Raw genomic sequence first — 21,342 nt, 5'->3', positions numbered from 1 at the left:
AGTTTCGATTGATTATATTTGTATTATTAATATTAATGTATTGTATTTAAAATTATATTTTTTGAATGTGTTATTCGAAGAGATATACTTACATTTTATTTCTTATCGTTTTCATATGTTGATTTTTCTTGCTCAAAAAAGTTAAATCAAAACAGTTACACTACAACCCAGATAAATGATCAAAAGGACTGAGATGAAAGCATGAAAAGACTGGCATTTCGGCCTGAACAAAATGAATTGCAGGCAATAAAAATTTGTTTTTGTGGTAGATGAAACTGATCATTTAAGTCCGGCCAGGGCATATATTCTTTATGATTAAAGAAAACAGAAGCGAAAAGCCTTCAAATATTAAATGATAAGCTGCAGAATGAATTTAGAAAATTAAAATAAATTCAGTTGATCAGGCTGATACTGTTTAGGATCAAAATGATAATTTTCTTTGTCCTTATTGGATACATAGTAAATTTCACTTTCCTGATCTCTGGATGCAACCTTAATCAAGGTATTGCCGGCAACAGGTGCAAACATTTGCGCTACCAGGGCCGGATCATTATTGTCTTTGGATAAATGACTGAGCAAGAGATGCGTCATGTAATCCGGACGGTGATTCATAAATAAATCAAGCGCCTGTGCGTTGCTCAAATGACCCCGTCCACCAGTAATTCTTCTTTTTAAAAAATAAGGGTATTGTCCGTTGGCTAAAATATTAGCGCAGTAATTGGCTTCCAGAAATGCCGCATGACAATGTTTAAACTGTGAGATCAAGCGATCGCATACTGAACCAATATCTGTAAAAACACCAACCCTCACCGCATTACACTCTATGGTAAAAGAATAAGGATCTGCAGCATCATGAAATTTTGAGAACGCCGTTATCTTCAGTTTACCGATTTGAATATTTTGGGTATGGCTTAATCCGAAGGTATTTTGCTCGTCGAGGGTTAACTTACTGTTTTTGAGTGTTCCCACACTGATATAAACTGGGATTTTATATTTCCTTGCGAACACTGACAGGCCTTTAATATGATCACTATGCTCATGAGAAATAAAAATAGCCTTTACTTTTTCGATAACAAGGCCTAATCGCAGCATTCTCTTTTCTACCTCTTTACAGGTAAGGCCCACGTCAACCAGAATGGCTTCGTTTTCGTTGCCAACATAGTAACAATTGCCATTACTGCCTGAATTTATGGATGTAAAGTATAATGCCATTGGATTCGCAAGTTAAGTCTAATTAACATAACGGGAAAGTAAAACTATACCTTTGTACCATTGTGTTCTACAAGCCGGGTTAATAGTGGGAGAAAAGCCTGAATAAGATTAATTTCTTCCTCTGAAAATATTTGTTCCATGGTTTTAACCAGCCATTCTTCTTTTATTTTCCGACTGGCGATGATATGCTTTTCACCAAGTTTTGTTAAGCCAATGTGTATTTTACGCTTATCATCATCACTAGGGAATCGCTCTACACAATGTGCATCAAACAGGCGGTTAATAATTTGTGAAATGGCCTGCTTTGAAACCCGCTCCATTTCGGCAAGTTCTGTTGATAATAATTTACCGTGTTGTTCCAGTAAAGACATGGTTAATAATTCTGCATTGCTGAACTCAGAGCTGACATTCTGTTTTCTTAGCTGCCTGGTGAGTCGGGTAACTGTACTTCTCAGCTTTGCTGCAATTTCCTGTGTTTGTTTTGACATGCCTTTGGTAAATTAACTTGACAAAGGTAATGTTAATTTATAAGGTATTAAAGATGTTATTTTGGTTTTGGTCTAAAATTATGATCTTAGTATGATAAAAAAAATAATAAAGTAACTTTACTTATTTAGTGTAATTTTATACTTTTGTAAAGTTACTTTACTATTTCAATTATGAGTATTTTTCGTTCATTAAGACATTATAACTACAGATTATTTTTTACAGGACAAGCCATATCGCTTATTGGTACATGGATGCAAAGGGTAGCCATCAGCTGGCTGGTTTACCGCCTTACGGGCTCAGCTTTTTTACTGGGCTTAATTACCTTCCTGAGTTTAATTCCATCTTTAATATTGGCCCCTTATGCAGGAAGTTATGTAGACAGGCACAATAAATTTAAGATTTTGGTGATCACGCAAATTATTTTGATGTTACAGGCTGGCGCCCTGGCCGTAATGATCTGGTTTAAAGTTTACGATATGTTCTGGATTGCGGCTTTGTCTCTGGTTCAGGGATTGATAAATGCCTTTGATGTAACCGCACGCCAATCTCTAATGGTTAACCTGATAGATGATAAGGAAGATTTACCGAATGCCATTGCCTTAAACTCATCCATGTTTAATGCAGCCCGTTTAATTGGTCCGGCATTGGCTGGCGTTATATTAAGTACATTGGGAGAGGATATCTGTTTTCTGATTAATTTTGTCAGTTTCATCGCGGTGATTGGTTGTCTGGCGATGATGAAATTAAAACTTACTGCACAGGTAAAATCTAAAGAAAACATCTGGATAGATTTAAAAAAGGGATATGAATACCTCAAAACCTCACCTGATCTATCTTCAATGATCCTCATGATGGCCGCCTCCAGTTTACTGGTCATTCCGTTCACCACCTTGCTTCCTGTTTTTGCGAAAGATATTTTTAACGGAGATGCCACTACCTTTGGCTGGTTTGAAAGTGCTGCTGGCTTTGGTGCCTTTTTCGGAGCCATCTATATGGCGACAAGAAAGGCTGGACAGAATTTACAGAAGATTGTAATTGTATCGGGTGGATTGCTTGCCCTGGCAGTAATTGCCTTATCAATTGCACCAACGCTGATACTGGCACTCGTTTGTACCGGACTGGCAGCACTTGGATTAATGGCACAAACTTCTTCCATCAATACCTATCTGCAAACCCATGCCGACGATTTGATGCGGGGCAGGACATTAAGTTATTACATCATGGCTTATCAGGGCGTATTGCCTGTTGGCAGTCTGTTGATGGGCTTTCTGGCGCATGAGTATGGTACGCAGGTTATTGTGGCTTTTGAGGGAATAGCAGGCCTGCTTATTGTCGGGGCTTTTCTTTACCATGAAAAACACCGGAATCAGCTGGAGAACAAATTGTCATTCTTTGGATAGGTATATGCTGATCACCATAAAAAAAGCTGGAAGTTTAGTTTACCTTCCAGCTTTTAAAGCCTAAATAATTGCTGTTGAAAGTATTGTATGGCTAAACCATATCTCTCTTCAGACCAAACTTTTCAATTTTGCTATATAAATGGCTTCTTTGAATATCTATTTCATCAGCCGTTTTTGACACATTCCAGTTGTTTTTTTCCAGCTTAAATTTAATAAATTCCTTTTCAGCGTGGTCTTTATAATCCTGGAAATTGTTAAAACTATCAAATGATGATGACATACCGGAAGCACCATTGACCGAACCTGCAATCTGTGTACTTGTAGCCGACCCAATATTGGTACCGCCGCCAGGATTGGCAAAGGCACGCACATCATTTTCCGTAATTACCTTATCACTTAAAATAATTAAACGTTCGATCATATTATGCAACTCCCGCACATTACCTGTCCATGGTAAAGCCTGAAGGGCGGCCATTCCACCATCATTAATTTTCTTCACCGGCATGCCATAGTCGCCACAAATACTTTCCAGAAAGTTCTGCGCAATCACCGGAATATCATCGGTTCGTTCCGTTAAATGCGGAACATGAATGTTAATCACATTGAGGCGGTGGTATAAGTCCATCCTAAAATTACCATCTTCTATTTCTTTAAGTAAATCTTTATTTGTTGCGGCCAGCACACGAACATTCACTTCAATTTCTTTTTCTCCACCTACGCGTGATATTTTATGCTCTTGCAGGGCACGTAAAACTTTTGCCTGGGCAGAAAGGCTCATATCGCCAATCTCATCCAAAAACAGTGTTCCGCCGTTGGCCAGCTCAAATTTACCGATACGTTGCTTCACCGCTGAAGTAAATGAACCTTTTTCATGTCCGAACAATTCACTTTCAATCAGTTCTGAAGGTATTGCGGCACAGTTTACTTCAATTAACGGACTATCAGCACGATTCGACTTTTCGTGTAACCAGCGAGCCACGAGTTCTTTACCACTACCATTGGCACCGGTAATTAACACTCGAGCCTCAGTAGGAGCGACACGTTCAATCGTTTCTTTTATTTTGGATATGCTTTCTGATTTGCCTAAAATTTCGCGGGTTTTGCTGACTTTGCGTTTTAAAACCTTTGTTTCGGTAACCAGGTTTCCACGATCTAAACCATTGCGTACCGTAATCAATAAACGATTTAAATCAGGTGGTTTGGAGATAAAATCAAAGGCTCCTTTTTTACTGGCTTCAATGGCAGTTTCAACCGTTCCGTGTCCGGAAATCATAATAAAAGGCAGATCAGGTTTAATCAGTTGTGCCTGCTCCAGCACTTCCATACCGTCCATTTTATTCATCTTGATATCGCAGAGTACCAGATCGAAATTGGTCTTCCTGATCATTTCAAGGCCGTCGATACCGTTATCAATATCTTCAACATCGTAATTTTCATATTCCAGGATTTCGCGTAAAGTACTTCTTATTGCCCTTTCATCATCAATAATTAATAGTTTGGCCATTTGGTTATTTGTTTATTCTAGTTCTAGTGCGAATATATTATTTTTAAATTAATGTATAGTTTTTTGTACAATAATTTAGGCTATAAACGGTCAATTAACTAAAAAGTTTTAATAATGTTAAATAATATTTGAGGAGCGAATTTGATATGGAAAGATATTAATTTGTTGGAATTTACCGCAGAATCTAAGCTGTTATAAATTTTAGTAATGATAAGACAAGAAAATAAAAATGCAGGTCTGTAAGCCGGGTTCTGTTTTCTGATTACTCAGAACTTCTATCATTAATCCAGTATAAACGTTGCCGTTTATCTCTAACGACCTACCCACTAACATCGGACGGGCAGCCCTACATGCGTTAGCCTATTTGGTCTTTCAACTCCCGGGGTTTACAAACCACTGCAGTCGCCTGCAATGCTCGTGCGCTCTTACCGCACGTTTTCACCCTTCCCCAACTTTACATCAGGAGGTATATTTTCTGTTGCACTAATCCGTGATTCAGGTTTTCATTCCTCAATCCCTTTCCGTTAGAAAGCGGGATGCCCTGCGTTGCCCGGACTTTCCTCTCTTCCGATCAATCGGAACAGCGATAGAACAACCTGCATTTTGGACAAAGATGCCTGTTTTAAATGAAAAAGGCACCAAAAACTTTGATTATTTACATTTTTGTAATTGGAGCGAAACCTTGCTGTATGGCACAAATCCCTGTTTGTTTCCAAATGAGTTGGTAATGTAAACCATTACCTGGGCAACATCAATATCAGCCAATTCAGGAAATGAGGGCATTTTTTCCTGATATACTTTACCATTTATTGTGATTTTTTCGTTTGTTCCATTTTTAATGATACAAGCCAAACGAGTTTTGTTGTTTTTTAAGAAAACCGAATCCGTTAAAGGTGGGGCGAGGTTACCTAAACCTTCGCCATTTTCGCCATGGCAATTCTGACATTTCGCTTTATAAATATCCTTCCCATTCGACATATAATTCTGTAAATCAATGGTTCCCTGGCTCTGGCAGGAAAAAACAGAGGCAGTAACTGAAAGCAGAAAAATAGCATTAATGATGTACTTGCGCATTGATGTTTTGTTAATTGCCACGAAAACAAAGAAAGCACGGATAAAATTAATTTTCATTCCATACAAATCTATATTTCCGTGGCTAAATTCTATTTTTTATATTCAGCCAAAAGAACCGGAATATCTTTTTTTAATTGCTCTACCTGGTCTTCTTTTGTACCATCGTAAGCACCGCGAATGCGTCTGTCCTTGTCGATCAAAACCAGATAACCCTGATGGATATAACCATCCTTTGAAGTACTATCTTCACCAACTGCTACCAGATAGTTCTTTTCCGCCAATGTATAAACACTGTCTTTGCTTCCATAAAGGAATTGCCATTTTGAGCCATCCACACCAAGTTTTTGAGCATATTTTTTCAATACGGATGGCTTATCATATTTAAAGTCAATGGTGTGCGACACAAACATCACATCAGGGTTTGTTTTATATTCATTGTAAACTGTCATAAGATTCCTGTGCATTGTCGGACAAATGGTGCTGCAAGAAGTAAAAAAGAAGTCTGCTATATAAACTTTTCCATCTGTAGCTTTATTTGTCGTAAGCACACTGTCCTGATTTAAGAATGCCCAATTGGGAATGGTTTGATAAACGGTATCTATCTTTTCTGTACCATTCGCGTCCCTAACCGTTTCGGCATGGCGTTCACCATAAAACGGAAGTTTTTTATCCTGTTTACAGGATGAAAGTATGGAAATAGATAGCAAGCAAATGGCTATCGAAGAAATAATTTTATTCATGTTGTTTTATTAAAAGTGTAAATATACAACCTCTGTATTTCAGGAGGGAATTAATTGCTTAAATAGTTTCCTGCGGATTTAAAAGATAAACGCAGATAGTGTTTTTAAAGCTCTGCGAAAATCCGTGTAATCAGCGGGAGAAGTTTAGTGTTTATAGTGTTTCATTTTTATATTTTCTTATTATGTTTAAATAGTTTCCCGCTGATTTAAAAGGATAAACGCAGATTTTTTCTAGACTCTGCGAAAATCTATAAAATCAGCGGGAGAAATTTAGTGTTTATGGTGTTCCATATTCATTTTAACTGCCGGCTCAATATTATACTCCTTTAAGACTGAATCGGATGCTTTGGTTACTTTGATATAATCGTCTTCAACTTGTCTAACCTTCACCATTTCAGATTTGTAGTAGTCCAAATCTTCCTGTTCATTTTTGCCTTTAAAGTCATCTTTGAAACCATGCATCCAATCCATCATACGTTCATCAGCTTGATTTAGATTTGTAATCAGATCAGCTATATTTAAGGAATCCTGGGGAGATTTCATTTTACCGGATTTCAAAACGGAATCTAATCGCATTTTATTTGACATTACTTTTCCGCCATCAATCATCAGTTTATCATGCAGGTTAAGTACTTCTTTTTTTATTGCTTTGGCGTCCGGTTCTGTTTTGCAAGCGTTAAAAAGAAAAACGATTAAGCAAAATCCTAGTGTGATTGTATTTTTCATATGATTTGTAATTAAAAATTATAAGTAATTCCGACATAAACTTTACCTGCACTCATGGGATGGTCGGTTTCCGCTTCCCAGATGTTTTTTTGTATACCGGCATTTAGCGCCATATTCTTGTAGAAGATGTCAGCTCCAATGCCTCCCATTAAATTATTCATGACATGTTCCCCGGTTTTAACACCATTATACTTTTCTCCGCCAGAATATTCATAGAAAAACTGAACGGATGGCATTACCTGCATGTCTTTCCCGATGCTTTGGGTATAAAAAATATTCAGGAAACTCGCAGTGCTATTTGCAATACTTTCTTCACGTTTGTTCTTTCCATTTATTTTGTAGGAGGTATTTAAACTCGCTCCAAACTTTCCTAAGCCAATCAGATAATTCAGGTATACAAACCCATCTGTACTGCCTGTACCGCCTTGCATTAAAGAGGAGTAACGGATTCCGGCTGTATTTTTGAAATCGTTTTTACCGGTAGGTAACTTGATCCCGGCGCCAGCAATGAGTTGTTGTTTGAAGTTCTCATCAAACTTTTGAATCAAATGATAGCCTGCATATAGATTAACATCGCCTATACCTCCAATAGTAGCAGTATATCCATTGTAGCGTTCGCTGTTTGACACATATGGAAGTATGGCGTTAACTTCCAGTTTGCTGTTAATAAAATATTTGCCACGTATTTCCATCGAACGATACAATTCATAATCGTTGGGATTCCCGTCATGACCGGTGATGGGTGAATCCTGACTTCTTGCCGGAATGAAAAATTTTCCTCCGTTAGGAAACAATGAATGTGACTGACCTTCATAACCGCTAAATGATCTGTAACGATATAATACACTGATGCTGTTTCGGTTATAATAGGGTGTGATGCCCATAAAACAACCGCAGATGTCGCAGGCAAAAGCATTGCTGGTGAAAAGCAATAGTATCACAAACAGCAACTTACGATTCGCTGTATAATTTGTTCTTGATAAACTCATTGTCAGTTAAGGTTTTTAAAAATGCTTTAATTTGTGCTTTATCTGTACCATTTAGCTGAATGCCATTTTTGAGTGATGGATCTAAGTTTTCTGCCGCTTTAATCCCCGAATTATAATGTTCGAGCACTTCATCCAGACTGTAAAAACGACCGTCATGCATATATGGACCCGTATATTCAATGTTGCGTAAGCTAGGTATACGAAATGTTCCAAAGTCTGCTAGCACACCTGTGATGTGAGAACGCCCCTCATCCGAACTAACTAAATCAAGTCCGTTATTGCGATAAGAAAAATCTGTAAAAAAGGGTTCTGCATGGCAGGAGCTGCATTTCTTTTTAAAAAGCATATAACCAGACTGTTCTTCGGCGGTAAATGACACGCCAGCTTCCTTCCGGATAACCTGGTCGTACTTTGAATTTCCCGAAACCAATACTCCGGTAAACTGAGTGAGTGATTTTAATAGCAATTGAGAACTGATCTCATTCGTGCCAAAAGCCTGTTTAAACATCTCCGGATAAGGAGCGGTGCTTTTCAAAAAAGTAATGATGGTTTGGATATCAGTACCCATTTCACAGGCATCTGTAATGGCATTTAATGGGGATGTTTCTATATTTTTAACACCGCCATCCCAAAAGAAAGCTTTTTGCCAGGCCAGGTTAAAAAGGGGCGGAGCATTGCGTTTCCCCTGACAGTTTTTTACACCGTGACTTACTTTATGATCAAGGTTTGCAAAAGCAGCGAACTGCTGATGGCAGCTACCGCAGGAAACACTTTTATCGGCAGATAACCTGGCGTCATAAAATAGCTTTTTACCTAAAGCAAAGCCGGCATTGCTGATCTTGTTTTGTTCGAAATGGTATGCCGGAGCAGGAAAATTTGAAGGAATAGAAAATGTTACCGGCTTTTCGTCCGGATTAATTTTATCTTCATTTTTACTACAGGCATACATCAACGCTATGCTCAACATAAGCACTGCGAAGACGACTACTTGCCTAACCATTAATTATGAATGTGATCTAAACGGAATAAACCTTTTGCATAATTATTAGCAATGACGACAGAATTGGCTCCGCCCATTGTGAAGTTTAAGGTTGCGAAACTAACATCAGTTGTGCCAGTAAATAATGAGGCAGCATTAACAATAAAGTGCATGTCTGGTTTTGAATCTGTTCTGATTCTTAATGGATTAGCAGTATTAATCTCAGTAGAATAGGTTCTGATGGTATTATTAGGATCTACCACTCCACCAATATGAAACGTTAAAGATTGATTTGCTGCGGTAGATTGCGGCGATGTACCTTCCAGCTTAACAAAAATGTAACCACTGTTCCAGGTCCAGAACATGCCATTTACCGGGTCCAATGCTCCGGTTTGTGCACCTGCGAAATTGCGGGCATAATCTACACCAATGGTATATTCAATTTTGGTGTAATCGCCTGTTGGCACGTCGCTTACCGTAATCAATTTTGTTGCCGGTTTAGATTCATCAATTAAGAAATAACTCTCCGGAATGAGGTAACTTGTTCCATCTGCTTTGCTTAATTTAACATTGCTCACGTAATATTTGAATACATTAATTTTAAAATCTTCACCTTTTGCATTTTTATAGGTGGTGGTGTTTAAATTCAGGGCAGCTCCATTTACCTGGTGCTCGAATTCTAAAGTGAAACTGGATTTGGAATCTGGAGTGGTTTCATCTGCATCTTTTTTACATGATGACAGGAGTATAATAGGACATAACAATGCCAGTAAGTATTGAGATAATTTCATTTTTTGAAAATTGAATAAGTAAAAAGTATTTAAAGAAATTCTAATACGATCGTCCTGCTGATCCGATAGCTATCGGATTGAGTTCAACATCTTAAAAATACATGATAGACCCTTAAAAAAATTCAGGGTAACGATCGCGAAAAAAAAATTACTTAAACCGTTTTCGGTGGATGAAAAATAGAAATAGAAAGGTCTCTGATGGGTTTTTCCAGATAAAGGCTTTCGGATTTAATAATGAAGTAGGGAAGATGGTGATTGAGTGCCAAAACCCGGAACTCGGGGTCAGTCTCTACAATTCTTTTCAGCGTTTCCTGGATTTGCTTATTTTTTCCATCTAAATCTTTCAATTTTTTGGCTAGGAAACACTGGCCATCGCAATGCAATTCGGGATGTGCTTTATTAATACAAAATACAGAGGTAATGTATTCCTTATTTATTTGATAACCTGAATATACAATCAATTGCATATAGCAATTAGATAGGGTACAGATCATCAGAAAAAATATAAGGGCTTTTTTAAACATTGTATTTCAGCTGCAAATGTACAAACGAAATTGAGGTTAGCAAATAAAAATTAGAAACGCTGCAATCAGATATTAGTAAACAAAAATTTTAAACTTTGAATAGAGCGATTTCCTCTAAAAACCTGAAATCTTTCAGATTGAGTGTGTATAATTTAATATTATGGATAATAGCTGTGGATGCAATAAGGGAATCAGGAAGGTTTAAGTTATGGGATAGTGTATATTGTTCAATTAAGTTTATGGCATGAGATGAAATTGCAGAAGAGATAGGTAAAATAAATAGCTTGTTAATATCTCGTTTAATCAATTCAAGCTCAATTTTATTTCTTGCTCCATATAATAATTCTGCACAGGTAACATCGGAAATAGCAACATTAGATTGGCCAATTTTTGTAAAAGTATCTATTACAAATAAATTTCCTTTATAAATTTCAATAAAGATATTTGTATCACATAATACCATTATCTTTTCCAGGCCTTATCTCTAAGTTCATTTGCATCAACATTGTAATCACTCCATATTCCTTTAGCAAGAGAAAAAGCACTTGATTTTTGGATTTTTTTTACATCAGTAATCTTCACTTCGGCATCGATATTCGATGATTTAAGGAAGAACAGCAAAGCATCAATTTTACTTTGTTCTACATCGTCTTTCAAAATGATTTCTGTCATAATAATTGATATTGTGGTGTAAATATAAGAATTACAATTCTGAATTATAACTTTTCATTTCTAAAGAACTACAATAGTTTACAAATAAAATTACATTATTCAAATAAAAAAACCACAGATGAAAACATTACCTGTGGTTCTTATCTTCGATATAGGCAACTTTTTCTTAAGCCTGTAAATCTGCCATTACCACCTTGATTTTATCACCTAATGCTTCGTTTACTTTAGCGAAATCAGCTCGGTCCGCTAAAGGTGCATTCACACTGCAATAGAACTTAATTTTTGGCTCTGTACCACTCGGACGGGCAGACACAATGCTTCCATCTTCTGTAATAAACTGTAAAACATCAGAAGTTGGATAATCCAGTTTGGTCACTTTACCTGTTGCCAAATCTGTTTCCTGACCCAATTCGTAGTCCTTCAATACCGAAACTTTCGAACCACCCAATGTAGCTGGTGGATTCTCTCTGAATTTCACCATCATGGCTTTGATTTCTTCTGCGCCTGTTTTTCCTTTTTTAGTCAGTGATACCAGGTCTTCTTTGTACAAGCCATATTCTACATACATATCAAGCAAGGCATTATATAAGCTGGCCCCTTTATCTTTATAGTAAGCCGTCATTTCAGAAATGAAGGCAGCAGAAACCACCGCATCTTTATCGCGAACCAAATCGCCGATTAAGTAACCATAACTTTCTTCGCCACCACCAATAAAGTATTTTTTTCCTTCCAGCTCAGTCATCACCTGACCAATGTATTTAAATCCGGTTAGCGTATTATAATAAGTCACATCTTTCTTCTTGGCAATTTCTTCAATCAGGTTTGAGGTTACAATTGTTTTTACAATAAACTGATTACCATCTAACTTACCTGCTTCCTGCCATGCTGTTAGCAGGTAATTGATCAGTAAACTTCCAGTTTGGTTACCATTTAACAGAACCCATTCGCCATCATTGTCTTTCACTGCAATACCCACACGATCTGCATCAGGATCTGTTGCCAAAACTAAATCAGCATCAATTTCCTTCGCCTTATTTATCGCTAAAGTTAAAGCGTCCTTTTCTTCTGGATTTGGATAAACAACTGTCGGGAAATTACCATCTGGTTTGCTTTGCTCTTCCACAATGGTTACATTGGTAAAGCCAAATTGTTCCAAAGCTTTCGGTACCAGTGTAATTCCGGTTCCGTGGATAGGTGAGTAAACAATTTTTAAGTTTTGCTGTCTCTTTATGGCTTCAGGAGAAATGGAAAGCGCGGTGATACCATCTAAATATAATTTATCTACTGCTTCCCCGATTAATTCGATATTGCCTTCAACCCGATCAAATTTAACTTCATCAATACTGCTGATTTTGTTTACCTCATCAATCACCAATTTATCATCAGGAGAAGTAAACTGACCGCCATCTTCACCGTAAGCTTTATAACCGTTATACTCTTTTGGATTATGAGAAGCCGTTAACATCACACCACTTTTACAACCGAAATGACGTACCGCAAAAGAAAGTTCCGGTGTAGGTCTTAATGCTTCAAAAAAGTAAACATAAATGCCGTTGGCTGAGAAAACATCAGCTGTAATTTTGGCGAAATAATCAGAATTGTTGCGGCTATCATGCGCAATGGCTACACTGATTTTTTCACCAGGATATTTATTATTCAGATAATTGGCTAAACCTTGGGTAGCTGTACCGATAGTATACTTATTAATGCGGTTAGATCCCGCACCCATAATTCCGCGTAAGCCACCTGTTCCGAACTCTAAACTTTTATAAAATGAATCAATAAGTTCTGTTGTTGCATTTTGATCAACTAAGGCTTGTATCTCTGCCTTTGTTTTCTCGTCGTAATTACCGCCTAGCCATTGGTTAATGGTGGCTTGTGTAGATTGGTCAATTGCTTGCATTGAGCTGTTTTTTAATTAAATATCTCGTGTTGAACAAAATTTCATGAATGAAGTTTGGCTGAATTGAATTTTATTTCTATTTATCCAAATTTTATTTTGTTGAGGATGTTGCTTTTAAGCTTGTTTTGCTTATTTTCACGCCCCGATACAATAATAAAGAAATTCCGGTATTAAAATAAAACCATCTAAACTTTTTCACAGTCCGAAAGGAATTATGTAAAGTTTTGGCAGTTTTTATCACAGTTCATATAATTTAAGTAGATGAAAATATTAAAATTTGGGGGTACGTCTGTTGGTAGTCCCGAGCGCATGACGAAGTTATTGGATATCATTAATCCAAATGAAGAGCAGATTGTAGTGTTATCAGCCGTTTCTGGTACTACAAATAGTTTAGTTGAAATTTCTAATTATTTTTTGTCCGGAGATAAGCAGAAGGGGAGCAGCGCAGTAGAAAATTTGTACCAGAAATATAAAGATTTTGTGATTGAACTTTTGCCTGATGCTGATTTTCAGGAGATGGGGAATGAAGTAATTGATTATCATTTCAGCTTTTTAGCGGTTTTAACCAACGATATTTTTACTCCTGTTGAAGAGAAAGTGGTTTTGGCGCAGGGTGAATTGTTGTCTACCACTTTATACCATATTTATTTAAAATCGATTGGAATCGGGTCTGTGTTGTTGCCTGCCCTTGATTTCATGAAAACCGATGAGGATAACGAACCGGATATTCCATTTACCACGAAACATTTAACCCCGCTTTTAGCGCAGCACAAAGGCAATAAATTGTTCATTACGCAAGGGTTTATTTGCCGCAACAGTTTTGGAGAGGTAGATAATTTACGCCGTGGAGGAAGTGATTATACTGCATCATTATTAGGCGCTGCGATTTTAGCGGAAGAAGTTCAGATCTGGACAGATATTGATGGAATGCATAACAATGATCCGCGAATTGTAAAAGGTACAAAGCCCATTGCACAATTGTCTTTTGATGAAGCGGCTGAGCTGGCTTATTTCGGTGCGAAAATTTTGCATCCGCAGTCGGTTTTTCCTGCTCAGAAATATAAAATACCAGTTCGTTTGCTAAACACGATGGAACCCTCAGCAGCCGGAACACTGATTACCCATAACAGTGAAAAAGGAAAAATAAAATCTATCGCTGCAAAAGATGGCATTACTGCCATTCGGATTCAATCAAGCAGGATGTTACTGGCTTATGGTTTCCTTCGTCGCGTTTTCGAGGTATTTGAACGCTATAAAACGCCTATCGATATGATCACGACTTCTGAGGTTGCCGTTTCTTTAACCATTGATGAAATTGGAAATCTTCCAAAGATCATTGAAGAGCTGGAAAGTTTCGGAACCGTTGAAGTAGACACCAACCATAGTATTGTTTGTGTGGTGGGTGATTTCGGCTCAGAGAAACATGGTTTCGCCAGCAGGGTTCTGGAAGGTTTAAAGCATATTCCAATCCGGATGATTTCTTACGGAGGAAGCAATTACAATGTGTCCTTACTTATTTTAAGCGAATATAAAACCGAGGCTTTAAGAAGCTTACACAACAGGTTATTCGAATAGGAGATAGAATGCACCGGTGATGACCAGAAGGCCAAGTAAGATGTGCAAAGCTAAAAAGCCTTTTGGAAGCAAATCATTTTTGTATTTTTTATATGAATTGAATAATCCCAGGGAAATGATGAATACAATAAATATAGCGGCTACAATCTTCATTTTTTAATAAATAATATAAACAGTACAATCAGGAGCAAAACGATAGAAAACCGGATTTTTCCATTGTATTGTTTTTGGGTAATTCTTCCATTCTTTAAATCGAGGTAATTACCGAAGTAAACCAGCCCAAAGAATAAAATTAAAATTATAATAAGGAATTTGAACATGTTCGCCGATAAAGATATATCAAAGTTTAACAATATAGAAACCCCTTTTTACTATTATGATACCGATTTGTTGCAAAAGACGCTTCGCAACTGTGCCGCAGCGGCAGCTCCGTATCATTTTCATATCCATTATGCATTAAAAGCCAACTTCAATGCTGTTTTGCTTGAAGAGATTAAGGGCATTGGTTTCGGTGCAGATTGTGTGAGTGCCGGAGAGGTGAGAAGAGCGGTTGAAGTAGGTTTCGATCATCAGAAAATCGTTTTTGCAGGCGTAGGTAAATCCGATAAAGAAATTAATGAAGCCCTGGATCTGGATATTTTCTGTTTCAATGTAGAATCTATCCAGGAACTGGAAGTGCTAAATGAACTGGCTGCTGCAAAAGGAAAAGTGGCGCAGGTGGCTATTCGCATCAATCCAAATGTTGATGCCCATACGCACCACAACATCACCACGGGTTTAGATGAAAATAAATTTGGCATTAATTCGTGGGATTTGCCAGAATGTGCGGAGACTTTAAAAGCATCTGCAAACCTGAAATTTATTGGCATTCACTTCCATATTGGTTCTCAGATTACCAACCTGGATGTATATAAAAATCTTTGTGTTCGGGTGAATGAGTTTGCTACCTGGTTTGAAGATAGAGGCTTTATTTTAAAAGTTTTAAATGTTGGCGGAGGTTTAGGTATCGACTATTATAACCCTGACCATCAAATACCTGACTTTGCATCTTATTTCAAAATATTTGATGAATTTTTGGAGATCAAAACAGGACAGGAAGTTCATTTTGAGTTAGGTAGAGCGCTTGTCGGACAAACTGGATCACTCATTACAAGAGCTTTATATATCAAAAACGGGAAGAAAAAAAACTTCGTGGTTTTAGATGCCGGCATGACAGAATTGATGCGTCCGGCTTTATATCAGGCCTATCATAAAATCGAAAATCTTAGTCAGTCCGGAGTCGGGAGTCCGAAGTCCGAAGTCGTTAAATACGATATCGTTGGACCAATCTGCGAAAGTACAGATTGCTTTGGTAAAGAGGTAGAACAGCCAATTTCGTTCAGGGGTGATATTTTTGCCATCCGCAGCGCAGGTGCTTACGGAGAGGTAATGGCTTCCAAGTATAACCTTCGGGATGCCATAAGATCGGTTTATAGTAACGAAATCTGATATTAATCGCCGATACGTGGAGCAAATGCTGCAAACGTATCGGCGATCTTTTTATTTAGGCTATCTGGTTTTAAAATTTAAGGCCAACAGAAAACCTGATGTTAAAGGGTTCTCCTTCCACAAAGAAATAGTTATTTCCGGTATAGGGGAAATCAGTTGTAATATCTCCGGAAGAAATATAACGTTTATTCGCCAGGTTATCTGCAATTACCCTAACCCAATACCTCGGATTTGTAAAGCTCACCCCAGCATCAAACTTGGTATAATTAGGTAAGAAAACATCCCGCTGACTAATTGCAGAGAGCTTTGCAATACTGGTTTGGCCTGCACTCAGAGCAATTTTATTATAACCCTTTAATGGAATGCTGTACTGAATCCAGGTATTAAAAATTTGTTGAGGTACATCGGGCATTTTTTGTCCTACAATTGAAGGATTGTCCGGCGTAGGATCAAGGTTATTGTCTTTGGTAATTTTTGCATCTACATAGGTGTAATTCGCTACTAATGAAAGCCGATCGGTGATGTTTCCAATCACATCAACTTCAACCCCGTTACTCACTACTTCACCCAATTGCAGGTAATAAGCTACAGCGCCCGCGGCAGCTGTGTAACTTCGGAAATCCCTTGCAGATACATTTTGTTTTGCCGAGTGAAAACCATTTATGGTGGTCAGCAGTTTCCCATTAAACCATTTTTTCTTAAAACCAAGATCAAAGCTATTTCCGAATTGAGGGTCTATAGGTTTCGTTCCGGTAACTGTCCGCTGTCCTGCTGTTGCACTGGCTGTGGTTTCAGTGACTACCTGACCCGTTTGCGGAACAAAAGATTGGTCATACAAAAAGTAGATGGAAGAAGTAGAATCCGGCGTAAAAGTCAGGGCTAAACGGGGTGAAAAAGCGTGTTGCTTGTATTGATCAGGCGTACGTGGGCCTCTTGTGGTTGTTAAAATATTTTGATTTCTATATTCCGTATACCGCGCTCCAACAGTCAGTAGAAATTTATCAAAGGCAATGTTATCATAAACGTACGCCGCCGTGTAATGAATTTTGTTTTCCTGCCTGATGGATCTTTTGGTTACAGCTACCGTATTTGGATCGACATCATAATTTGGATTATTTCGATCGAACGCGATGGAATTGGTTCCATAATAGGTTGAAAGCGAATCTTTTCCTTTAGTATAATCGCCACCAACCAGGATTGTATGTTTAAACTGCCCGGTGTTAAATTTACCATTCAGAAATAAGTTGGTGTTATAGGTTTCACCTAACAAATTAGAATTACTGGATATCCGTTTGGTTTTACCCGCATCATCAAAGCTGATGGAAGTTCTGTTATTTGATGAAACCATATACCATTGCGTAGAAGGGGCCTTCACATAATTAGACTGGGAAGTCAACTGCCAGTTTGAATTGAATTTATGGACGGCTACAAATCTGCCCGTATGTGTTTGTGCAACACTCAACGGAAGGCCAATACCTGCGCTGTAATTTACGCCAATCGGATCTTGCAACACATCCTTATCCTGGCGAAGTTTATTAATTGATGAACCGTTTTTTACTTCACCGCGAATGTAATTATATTCGGCAATGACATAAGTCCGCGGACTGAAATTATACTGAACTACCGGAGCAATTACATATTTCTCCGTTTTCATATGGCTCAGATAAGAATTTTGCCGCTGATATGCTGCGTTGAAACGATAAGAGAAACCTTTATCTAAAACTTTACTGCCAACATCAACGGTAGATCTGAAAAGGTTGTAATTACCTCCCGTAAGCTGCACATTCAGTAGCTTTTCTTTCGGTGTTTTGGTAGAAATGTTTAAGGTTCCGCCGGGTTCGCCTACGGCACTGATAAATCCTGCCGGACCTTTAATAAATTCCAGATTTTCAATTAAAGCTTCATCATCAAGTGTTGCACCAAGTACCAGTCGGCTGGGCATCCCGTTAATGGTTGTAGCGGCATTAAATCCTCTGATTTTAATGGAAGCAGAATTGTCAAAAGGCGAACTGTTGTATCCGAAATAGATTCCACTGGCATTCCTCGCCATGTCTTTTAATTGAAAACTTCCTTGCTGCTGTATCAATGCAGCGGAAATACTAATTATGTTTTGAGGCATCTGAAGCAGCGGAATCTGCATTCTTAAGGCTGCAGATAAAGTGTCTTTTCGCAATTTTACTGCTTTTTTTCCGGCAATACTAATTTCGCTCAACTGCTGCGTTCTGTTAGAATCTAAGGTTGATTTTGTTTTGCCTTGCTGTTGTGCAAATAGCCGGGGAATGTAAATAAGGATGACTAATAACAAGTAAAGTTTTTTCTTCATTTCTGTGATTTGTTAAATGGATGGAAATTGTGTTATAATGGTAATTTGATTTTTGTACTTAAGAATAGGATAGAGAAAGATATAATCAGCAGACCAAGGATGTCTGTTAAGATATTTGTGTTCTTTCCAGGAGCTGGTTTCATTTTAAATTCAGGAAGATGATGTAATTCAGCAAGGCTTAAATTTCTATTATGAATAATATAACCTGTCATGAAATCGACCCATGTTTTTTGAAAGCAATTGACCTGGTTTTGATAAGATAAATAATCCGTCAGGCCACTTTCAGCGATTGAATTCAGTAGGTATTGTGTTTTCGTAGCAGGATTAATCCAGCTTAATTTGGCTGAAATTAAATTTTGCTTTCGCGGATATTGATTGTACTGTGCTATCGCCGAAGTCATTTTTCTGCCCAGAAGATCATAATAGGCACTGAAACGAACGGTGCTATTCTCGCTGGTATCCGCAGCGCTTTTTAAGGAATTATACTTTGGATGATTAGCGTAAAAAGTATCAATAAGGGCTTGTTTTGGCATTGCCCATATGGCTTCACTGTTTTCACGTAAAGCAACGGCTTCATCCGTTTTTAATGGAATAGGATATACCTGGCGAATGAAGGCATTGGTAATGGCAGGCAATACCAGGAGAAAGAAGCACCATGCAGCCAGTAGGTAAAGTGCATTCGCAGCAGAACTTTTACCGATTTTGATCAGGATTAAACAGATTGAAAACCAGAACGCCAAATAGGCTGTAACGGTAAAAAACCATAATAAGGAAGTTGTCAGGTTAAAAGAGCTGAGCTGCGAATCACTTATGATTCCGATAGCACTCAGCAACCAGGCCAATAAAGTCACCACGGTAAAACGGAAGCCAAGTTTATAAATAATGATGTGTTCAAGATGCTTTCCCTGAACAGCCAATAGGCGATCAGTTTGTTGTTCTTTCTCTTTCGACCAGGTATTATATGACAATGCGATAGCCAATAGTGGAAAAAGGTAAATGATCACATAGGCGAGATCAAAGTTTCCGGCTGCCAGCATTTCCGGGTTTGCAATTTCAGCATTTGGTGCATTTACTACATTTCGTTTTCTGGTAATCACCTCATAATAAGGCAACAGATCCCTTTGACCTACAGATAGTGAGGTTAGTGTTGCTGGTCTGTGTACCGCATTCAGCGGATTCCGGTATTCAATCACAGCTGGAATTCCTGCCTGTGCATAGCTGGTTTTTCCTGCTGATGTAGTGGTATCTGCGGTGAAATTTTTAGCCAGTTCCTTAAATTTCTGATCGTAATTTTGTTCCAGACTATCTATAGCCGTAAGTTGTTTTGTGGTTAAATGGTAACCATCATAAATGCTGTAAAGACCGGTTAGAAAGAAGAAAGAAATTAAGCACAATACCAATCGCTGTCTGAGAAGCATGCGCAGTTCAAATGTAAATACGATTTTAAGCAGGTTCATAATGGCGGGCTAAAGAACGTGAAGCAATAAACTGGATCAATGCAGCGAGCAGCAGAATCCATCCGGCGATAGCATATAGTCCAATCTGGTTTAACTGGATCACCTTATGGACAGGTGGAAGCTGATCATCAAAGTTTTGAAGCCCTGCAAAATACTTAGGACCTAGGATATACTCTCCCTTTACATCTTTACTGTGCATGGCGAGCTGCAGATTCAGCTTTTTAATTAAATGATTGCGGTAAGTTTGCGCCTGTTTAAAAAAGTACTGATGATGATAATAGTCGGTACCAGAGAGGGCCATCGAAATCCGTTTGATAGAAAGAAACGGATTAAAGACTCCCGCTATCGTTAAAAAGTTTTGTTGTTTATCAAACTGTTGTGCTACCTGTGCCAGATAATGGTTAAACACCATATTACGATAATCCTCATGGTATTGAAAAGTTAAACCCTCAATATTAAAAGGAAGCTCGCTAACGGAGTCTGCATGGTAATTTTTAAGAATATGATGAACGAAACGTTCCCCACGTTCTGCATAGGGATCATGGCCGTTAAGTCCCATTCTGTATCCTTGTTCAACAAGGTCCGTAAAAGCGGCGCGAGACATTGGCGGATAGCTGCGATCGGCAATTCCGGTGAGTAATTTCGGCGAAATAATGCTCATTAATATCCAGCAGCTCAACGCGGTTAAAAGTGCCTTTCCTGAATTACCACTCCAGGCTGAAATCAGTATGCCCAGCAAGGCAATGAATAAAAAATACAATAGAAATGCCAATATCATCCAAAGTAATCTGGTGAGCAGTACGTCAGATCCGGGAGAGATCAATAGCATCATGATCATCAGTAAAAAGATTGGCAAAACCACTGTTATGATGAAAAGATAACTTGAAATAGCCTTAACCCATATTAACCTTGAAGTGCTTAATCCCTGAGCCAGCAGCATTTTCAATGTACCCTGTTCTTTTTCTATGGTTATGCTGGTTGCTGTGGTAAAGAGGATGAGCAGCGGAATGAGCAATTGCAAAATCAAAGCAAGTGTGAGCCTGCCGAAACGCATGGAGCTGTCATTTCCTTCCGCATTTGCTGCATCAGGTTCGTGTTGCACATGGGCTTCAATACGATAGGTATTCCCGGCATAATCATCTAATCCGGTATCAAATACATTTAACAGATTGATCGATTTAAAAAGGTAGGTGCCAAAGTGTGCCGCATCATGTGGATTGCGTTGTTGATGCGCCCATTGCTGCCTGAAAATTGTGTTGGCTTCAATTCTTTGTTTGTGCGCTGATTGATAATCTAAGTATGTACAAATGGCAGCCGCCATAAAAAGTGTCCAGATCATTACTGTGGAGATGAGCATTGTCTTGTTCCGGTAAATCACCAATAACTCTTTTTTTATCAGCATTTGCCAAATGGCAATGTTGGTTTTTTTCATTCAAAGATTAATTTAATAATGCACCAAAGTTGCATTATATTTTACATATTTGCAACTGCATTGC

19 protein-coding genes and 1 other RNA gene are annotated in these 21,342 nt (G+C 38.1%); 3 read left to right on the top strand and 17 right to left on the bottom strand.

What is annotated here, in order from left to right:
* Window positions 1–381: 381 nt before the first annotated feature.
* On the bottom strand, window positions 382–1,212 hold the full coding sequence (locus OQ267_RS20800) for an MBL fold metallo-hydrolase (protein ID WP_265837877.1): 831 nt from the start codon (window positions 1,210–1,212) through the stop codon (window positions 382–384).
* A 44-nt stretch (window positions 1,213–1,256) separates the two neighbouring features.
* On the bottom strand, window positions 1,257–1,700 hold the full coding sequence (locus OQ267_RS20795; protein ID WP_088302655.1) for a MarR family winged helix-turn-helix transcriptional regulator: 444 nt from the start codon (window positions 1,698–1,700) through the stop codon (window positions 1,257–1,259).
* A 171-nt stretch (window positions 1,701–1,871) separates the two neighbouring features.
* Between OQ267_RS20795 and OQ267_RS20790 the strand changes: the two genes are divergently transcribed.
* Window positions 1,872–3,101: an MFS transporter gene (locus OQ267_RS20790; protein WP_088302653.1), complete on the top strand. Its 1,230-nt coding sequence runs from the start codon at window positions 1,872–1,874 to the stop codon at window positions 3,099–3,101.
* Between the two features lie 91 nt (window positions 3,102–3,192).
* Here OQ267_RS20790 and OQ267_RS20785 read toward each other — a convergent pair whose 3' ends face one another.
* The 12 genes from OQ267_RS20785 to OQ267_RS20730 form a co-directional block, all read right to left on the bottom strand.
* On the bottom strand, window positions 3,193–4,605 hold the full coding sequence (locus OQ267_RS20785) for a sigma-54-dependent transcriptional regulator (RefSeq protein ID WP_088302651.1): 1,413 nt from the start codon (window positions 4,603–4,605) through the stop codon (window positions 3,193–3,195).
* 224 nt (window positions 4,606–4,829) lie between these two features.
* Window positions 4,830–5,208, bottom strand: an RNA gene (rnpB, locus tag OQ267_RS20780) — RNase P RNA component class A.
* A gap of 48 nt (window positions 5,209–5,256) precedes the next feature.
* A complete protein-coding gene (locus OQ267_RS20775; protein WP_265837876.1) occupies window positions 5,257–5,736 on the bottom strand; it encodes a c-type cytochrome in 480 nt (159 codons plus the stop codon).
* A 32-nt stretch (window positions 5,737–5,768) separates the two neighbouring features.
* Window positions 5,769–6,419 (bottom strand): SCO family protein, encoded by a 651-nt coding sequence (locus OQ267_RS20770; protein WP_265817866.1) that lies wholly within the window; start codon window positions 6,417–6,419, stop codon window positions 5,769–5,771.
* 270 nt (window positions 6,420–6,689) lie between these two features.
* A complete protein-coding gene (locus OQ267_RS20765; protein WP_088302647.1) occupies window positions 6,690–7,145 on the bottom strand; it encodes a hypothetical protein in 456 nt (151 codons plus the stop codon).
* 11 nt (window positions 7,146–7,156) lie between these two features.
* Window positions 7,157–8,134, bottom strand: a complete 978-nt coding sequence (locus OQ267_RS20760; protein ID WP_265837874.1) for a transporter — start codon at window positions 8,132–8,134, stop codon at window positions 7,157–7,159.
* A complete protein-coding gene (locus tag OQ267_RS20755; protein WP_265837872.1) occupies window positions 8,097–9,134 on the bottom strand; it encodes a cytochrome-c peroxidase in 1,038 nt (345 codons plus the stop codon). Before OQ267_RS20755 ends, OQ267_RS20760 begins: the two co-directional genes overlap by 38 nt.
* The gene (locus OQ267_RS20750; RefSeq protein ID WP_265817870.1) at window positions 9,134–9,904 is read right to left on the bottom strand and encodes an MbnP family protein; all 771 of its coding nucleotides are present in this window, start codon (window positions 9,902–9,904) and stop codon (window positions 9,134–9,136) included. Before OQ267_RS20750 ends, OQ267_RS20755 begins: the two co-directional genes overlap by 1 nt.
* Window positions 9,905–10,056: 152 nt before the next feature.
* Window positions 10,057–10,371, bottom strand: coding sequence for a hypothetical protein (locus OQ267_RS20745; protein WP_265837870.1), 315 nt, complete (start codon window positions 10,369–10,371; stop codon window positions 10,057–10,059).
* Between the two features lie 145 nt (window positions 10,372–10,516).
* Window positions 10,517–10,891: a type II toxin-antitoxin system VapC family toxin gene (locus OQ267_RS20740; protein WP_265837868.1), complete on the bottom strand. Its 375-nt coding sequence runs from the start codon at window positions 10,889–10,891 to the stop codon at window positions 10,517–10,519.
* Window positions 10,891–11,100: a hypothetical protein gene (locus OQ267_RS20735; RefSeq protein ID WP_088302638.1), complete on the bottom strand. Its 210-nt coding sequence runs from the start codon at window positions 11,098–11,100 to the stop codon at window positions 10,891–10,893. Before OQ267_RS20735 ends, OQ267_RS20740 begins: the two co-directional genes overlap by 1 nt.
* Window positions 11,101–11,266: 166 nt before the next feature.
* Window positions 11,267–13,003: a phospho-sugar mutase gene (locus OQ267_RS20730; protein ID WP_265837867.1), complete on the bottom strand. Its 1,737-nt coding sequence runs from the start codon at window positions 13,001–13,003 to the stop codon at window positions 11,267–11,269.
* Between the two features lie 261 nt (window positions 13,004–13,264).
* Between OQ267_RS20730 and OQ267_RS20725 the strand changes: the two genes are divergently transcribed.
* Window positions 13,265–14,578: an aspartate kinase gene (locus OQ267_RS20725; RefSeq protein ID WP_265837866.1), complete on the top strand. Its 1,314-nt coding sequence runs from the start codon at window positions 13,265–13,267 to the stop codon at window positions 14,576–14,578.
* Between the two features lie 318 nt (window positions 14,579–14,896).
* The gene (gene lysA / locus OQ267_RS20720) at window positions 14,897–16,066 is read left to right on the top strand and encodes a diaminopimelate decarboxylase (protein ID WP_265817875.1); all 1,170 of its coding nucleotides are present in this window, start codon (window positions 14,897–14,899) and stop codon (window positions 16,064–16,066) included.
* Between the two features lie 70 nt (window positions 16,067–16,136).
* Here the strand turns inward: lysA and OQ267_RS20715 are convergent, their stop codons facing one another.
* Genes OQ267_RS20715 through OQ267_RS20705 form a run of 3 tightly spaced genes read right to left on the bottom strand, consistent with a single transcriptional unit; the run spans window position 16,137 to window position 21,278 of the window.
* Window positions 16,137–18,389 carry a TonB-dependent siderophore receptor gene (locus OQ267_RS20715; RefSeq protein WP_265837864.1) on the bottom strand — a complete coding sequence of 751 codons (2,253 nt, stop codon included), beginning with the start codon at window positions 18,387–18,389 and terminating at the stop codon, window positions 16,137–16,139.
* Between the two features lie 32 nt (window positions 18,390–18,421).
* Window positions 18,422–19,846, bottom strand: a complete 1,425-nt coding sequence (locus OQ267_RS20710) for an ABC transporter permease (protein ID WP_265837862.1) — start codon at window positions 19,844–19,846, stop codon at window positions 18,422–18,424.
* Window positions 19,833–21,278 (bottom strand): ABC transporter permease subunit, encoded by a 1,446-nt coding sequence (locus tag OQ267_RS20705; RefSeq protein ID WP_265837860.1) that lies wholly within the window; start codon window positions 21,276–21,278, stop codon window positions 19,833–19,835. Before OQ267_RS20705 ends, OQ267_RS20710 begins: the two co-directional genes overlap by 14 nt.
* Window positions 21,279–21,342: the final 64 nt, after the last annotated feature.

The organism is Pedobacter sp. MR22-3 (assembly GCF_026240075.1).
Lineage (GTDB): Bacteria > Bacteroidota > Bacteroidia > Sphingobacteriales > Sphingobacteriaceae > Pedobacter.
This window is presented reverse-complemented; position numbering and strand designations above follow the sequence as displayed.

Excerpts from the sequence above, each read along its gene's own strand:
- OQ267_RS20800 (WP_265837877.1), bottom strand. The coding sequence starts at position 1,212 with ATGGCATTATACTTTACATCCATAAATTCAGGCAGTAATGGCAATTGT.
- OQ267_RS20795 (WP_088302655.1), bottom strand. The coding sequence starts at position 1,700 with ATGTCAAAACAAACACAGGAAATTGCAGCAAAGCTGAGAAGTACAGTT.
- OQ267_RS20790 (WP_088302653.1), top strand. The coding sequence starts at position 1,872 with ATGAGTATTTTTCGTTCATTAAGACATTATAACTACAGATTATTTTTT.
- OQ267_RS20785 (WP_088302651.1), bottom strand. The coding sequence starts at position 4,605 with ATGGCCAAACTATTAATTATTGATGATGAAAGGGCAATAAGAAGTACT.
- OQ267_RS20775 (WP_265837876.1), bottom strand. The coding sequence starts at position 5,736 with ATGAAAATTAATTTTATCCGTGCTTTCTTTGTTTTCGTGGCAATTAAC.
- OQ267_RS20770 (WP_265817866.1), bottom strand. The coding sequence starts at position 6,419 with ATGAATAAAATTATTTCTTCGATAGCCATTTGCTTGCTATCTATTTCC.
- OQ267_RS20765 (WP_088302647.1), bottom strand. The coding sequence starts at position 7,145 with ATGAAAAATACAATCACACTAGGATTTTGCTTAATCGTTTTTCTTTTT.
- OQ267_RS20760 (WP_265837874.1), bottom strand. The coding sequence starts at position 8,134 with ATGAGTTTATCAAGAACAAATTATACAGCGAATCGTAAGTTGCTGTTT.
- OQ267_RS20755 (WP_265837872.1), bottom strand. The coding sequence starts at position 9,134 with ATGGTTAGGCAAGTAGTCGTCTTCGCAGTGCTTATGTTGAGCATAGCG.
- OQ267_RS20750 (WP_265817870.1), bottom strand. The coding sequence starts at position 9,904 with ATGAAATTATCTCAATACTTACTGGCATTGTTATGTCCTATTATACTC.
- OQ267_RS20745 (WP_265837870.1), bottom strand. The coding sequence starts at position 10,371 with ATGCAATTGATTGTATATTCAGGTTATCAAATAAATAAGGAATACATT.
- OQ267_RS20740 (WP_265837868.1), bottom strand. The coding sequence starts at position 10,891 with ATGGTATTATGTGATACAAATATCTTTATTGAAATTTATAAAGGAAAT.
- OQ267_RS20735 (WP_088302638.1), bottom strand. The coding sequence starts at position 11,100 with ATGACAGAAATCATTTTGAAAGACGATGTAGAACAAAGTAAAATTGAT.
- OQ267_RS20730 (WP_265837867.1), bottom strand. The coding sequence starts at position 13,003 with ATGCAAGCAATTGACCAATCTACACAAGCCACCATTAACCAATGGCTA.
- OQ267_RS20725 (WP_265837866.1), top strand. The coding sequence starts at position 13,265 with ATGAAAATATTAAAATTTGGGGGTACGTCTGTTGGTAGTCCCGAGCGC.
- lysA (WP_265817875.1), top strand. The coding sequence starts at position 14,897 with ATGTTCGCCGATAAAGATATATCAAAGTTTAACAATATAGAAACCCCT.
- OQ267_RS20715 (WP_265837864.1), bottom strand. The coding sequence starts at position 18,389 with ATGAAGAAAAAACTTTACTTGTTATTAGTCATCCTTATTTACATTCCC.
- OQ267_RS20710 (WP_265837862.1), bottom strand. The coding sequence starts at position 19,846 with ATGAACCTGCTTAAAATCGTATTTACATTTGAACTGCGCATGCTTCTC.
- OQ267_RS20705 (WP_265837860.1), bottom strand. The coding sequence starts at position 21,278 with ATGAAAAAAACCAACATTGCCATTTGGCAAATGCTGATAAAAAAAGAG.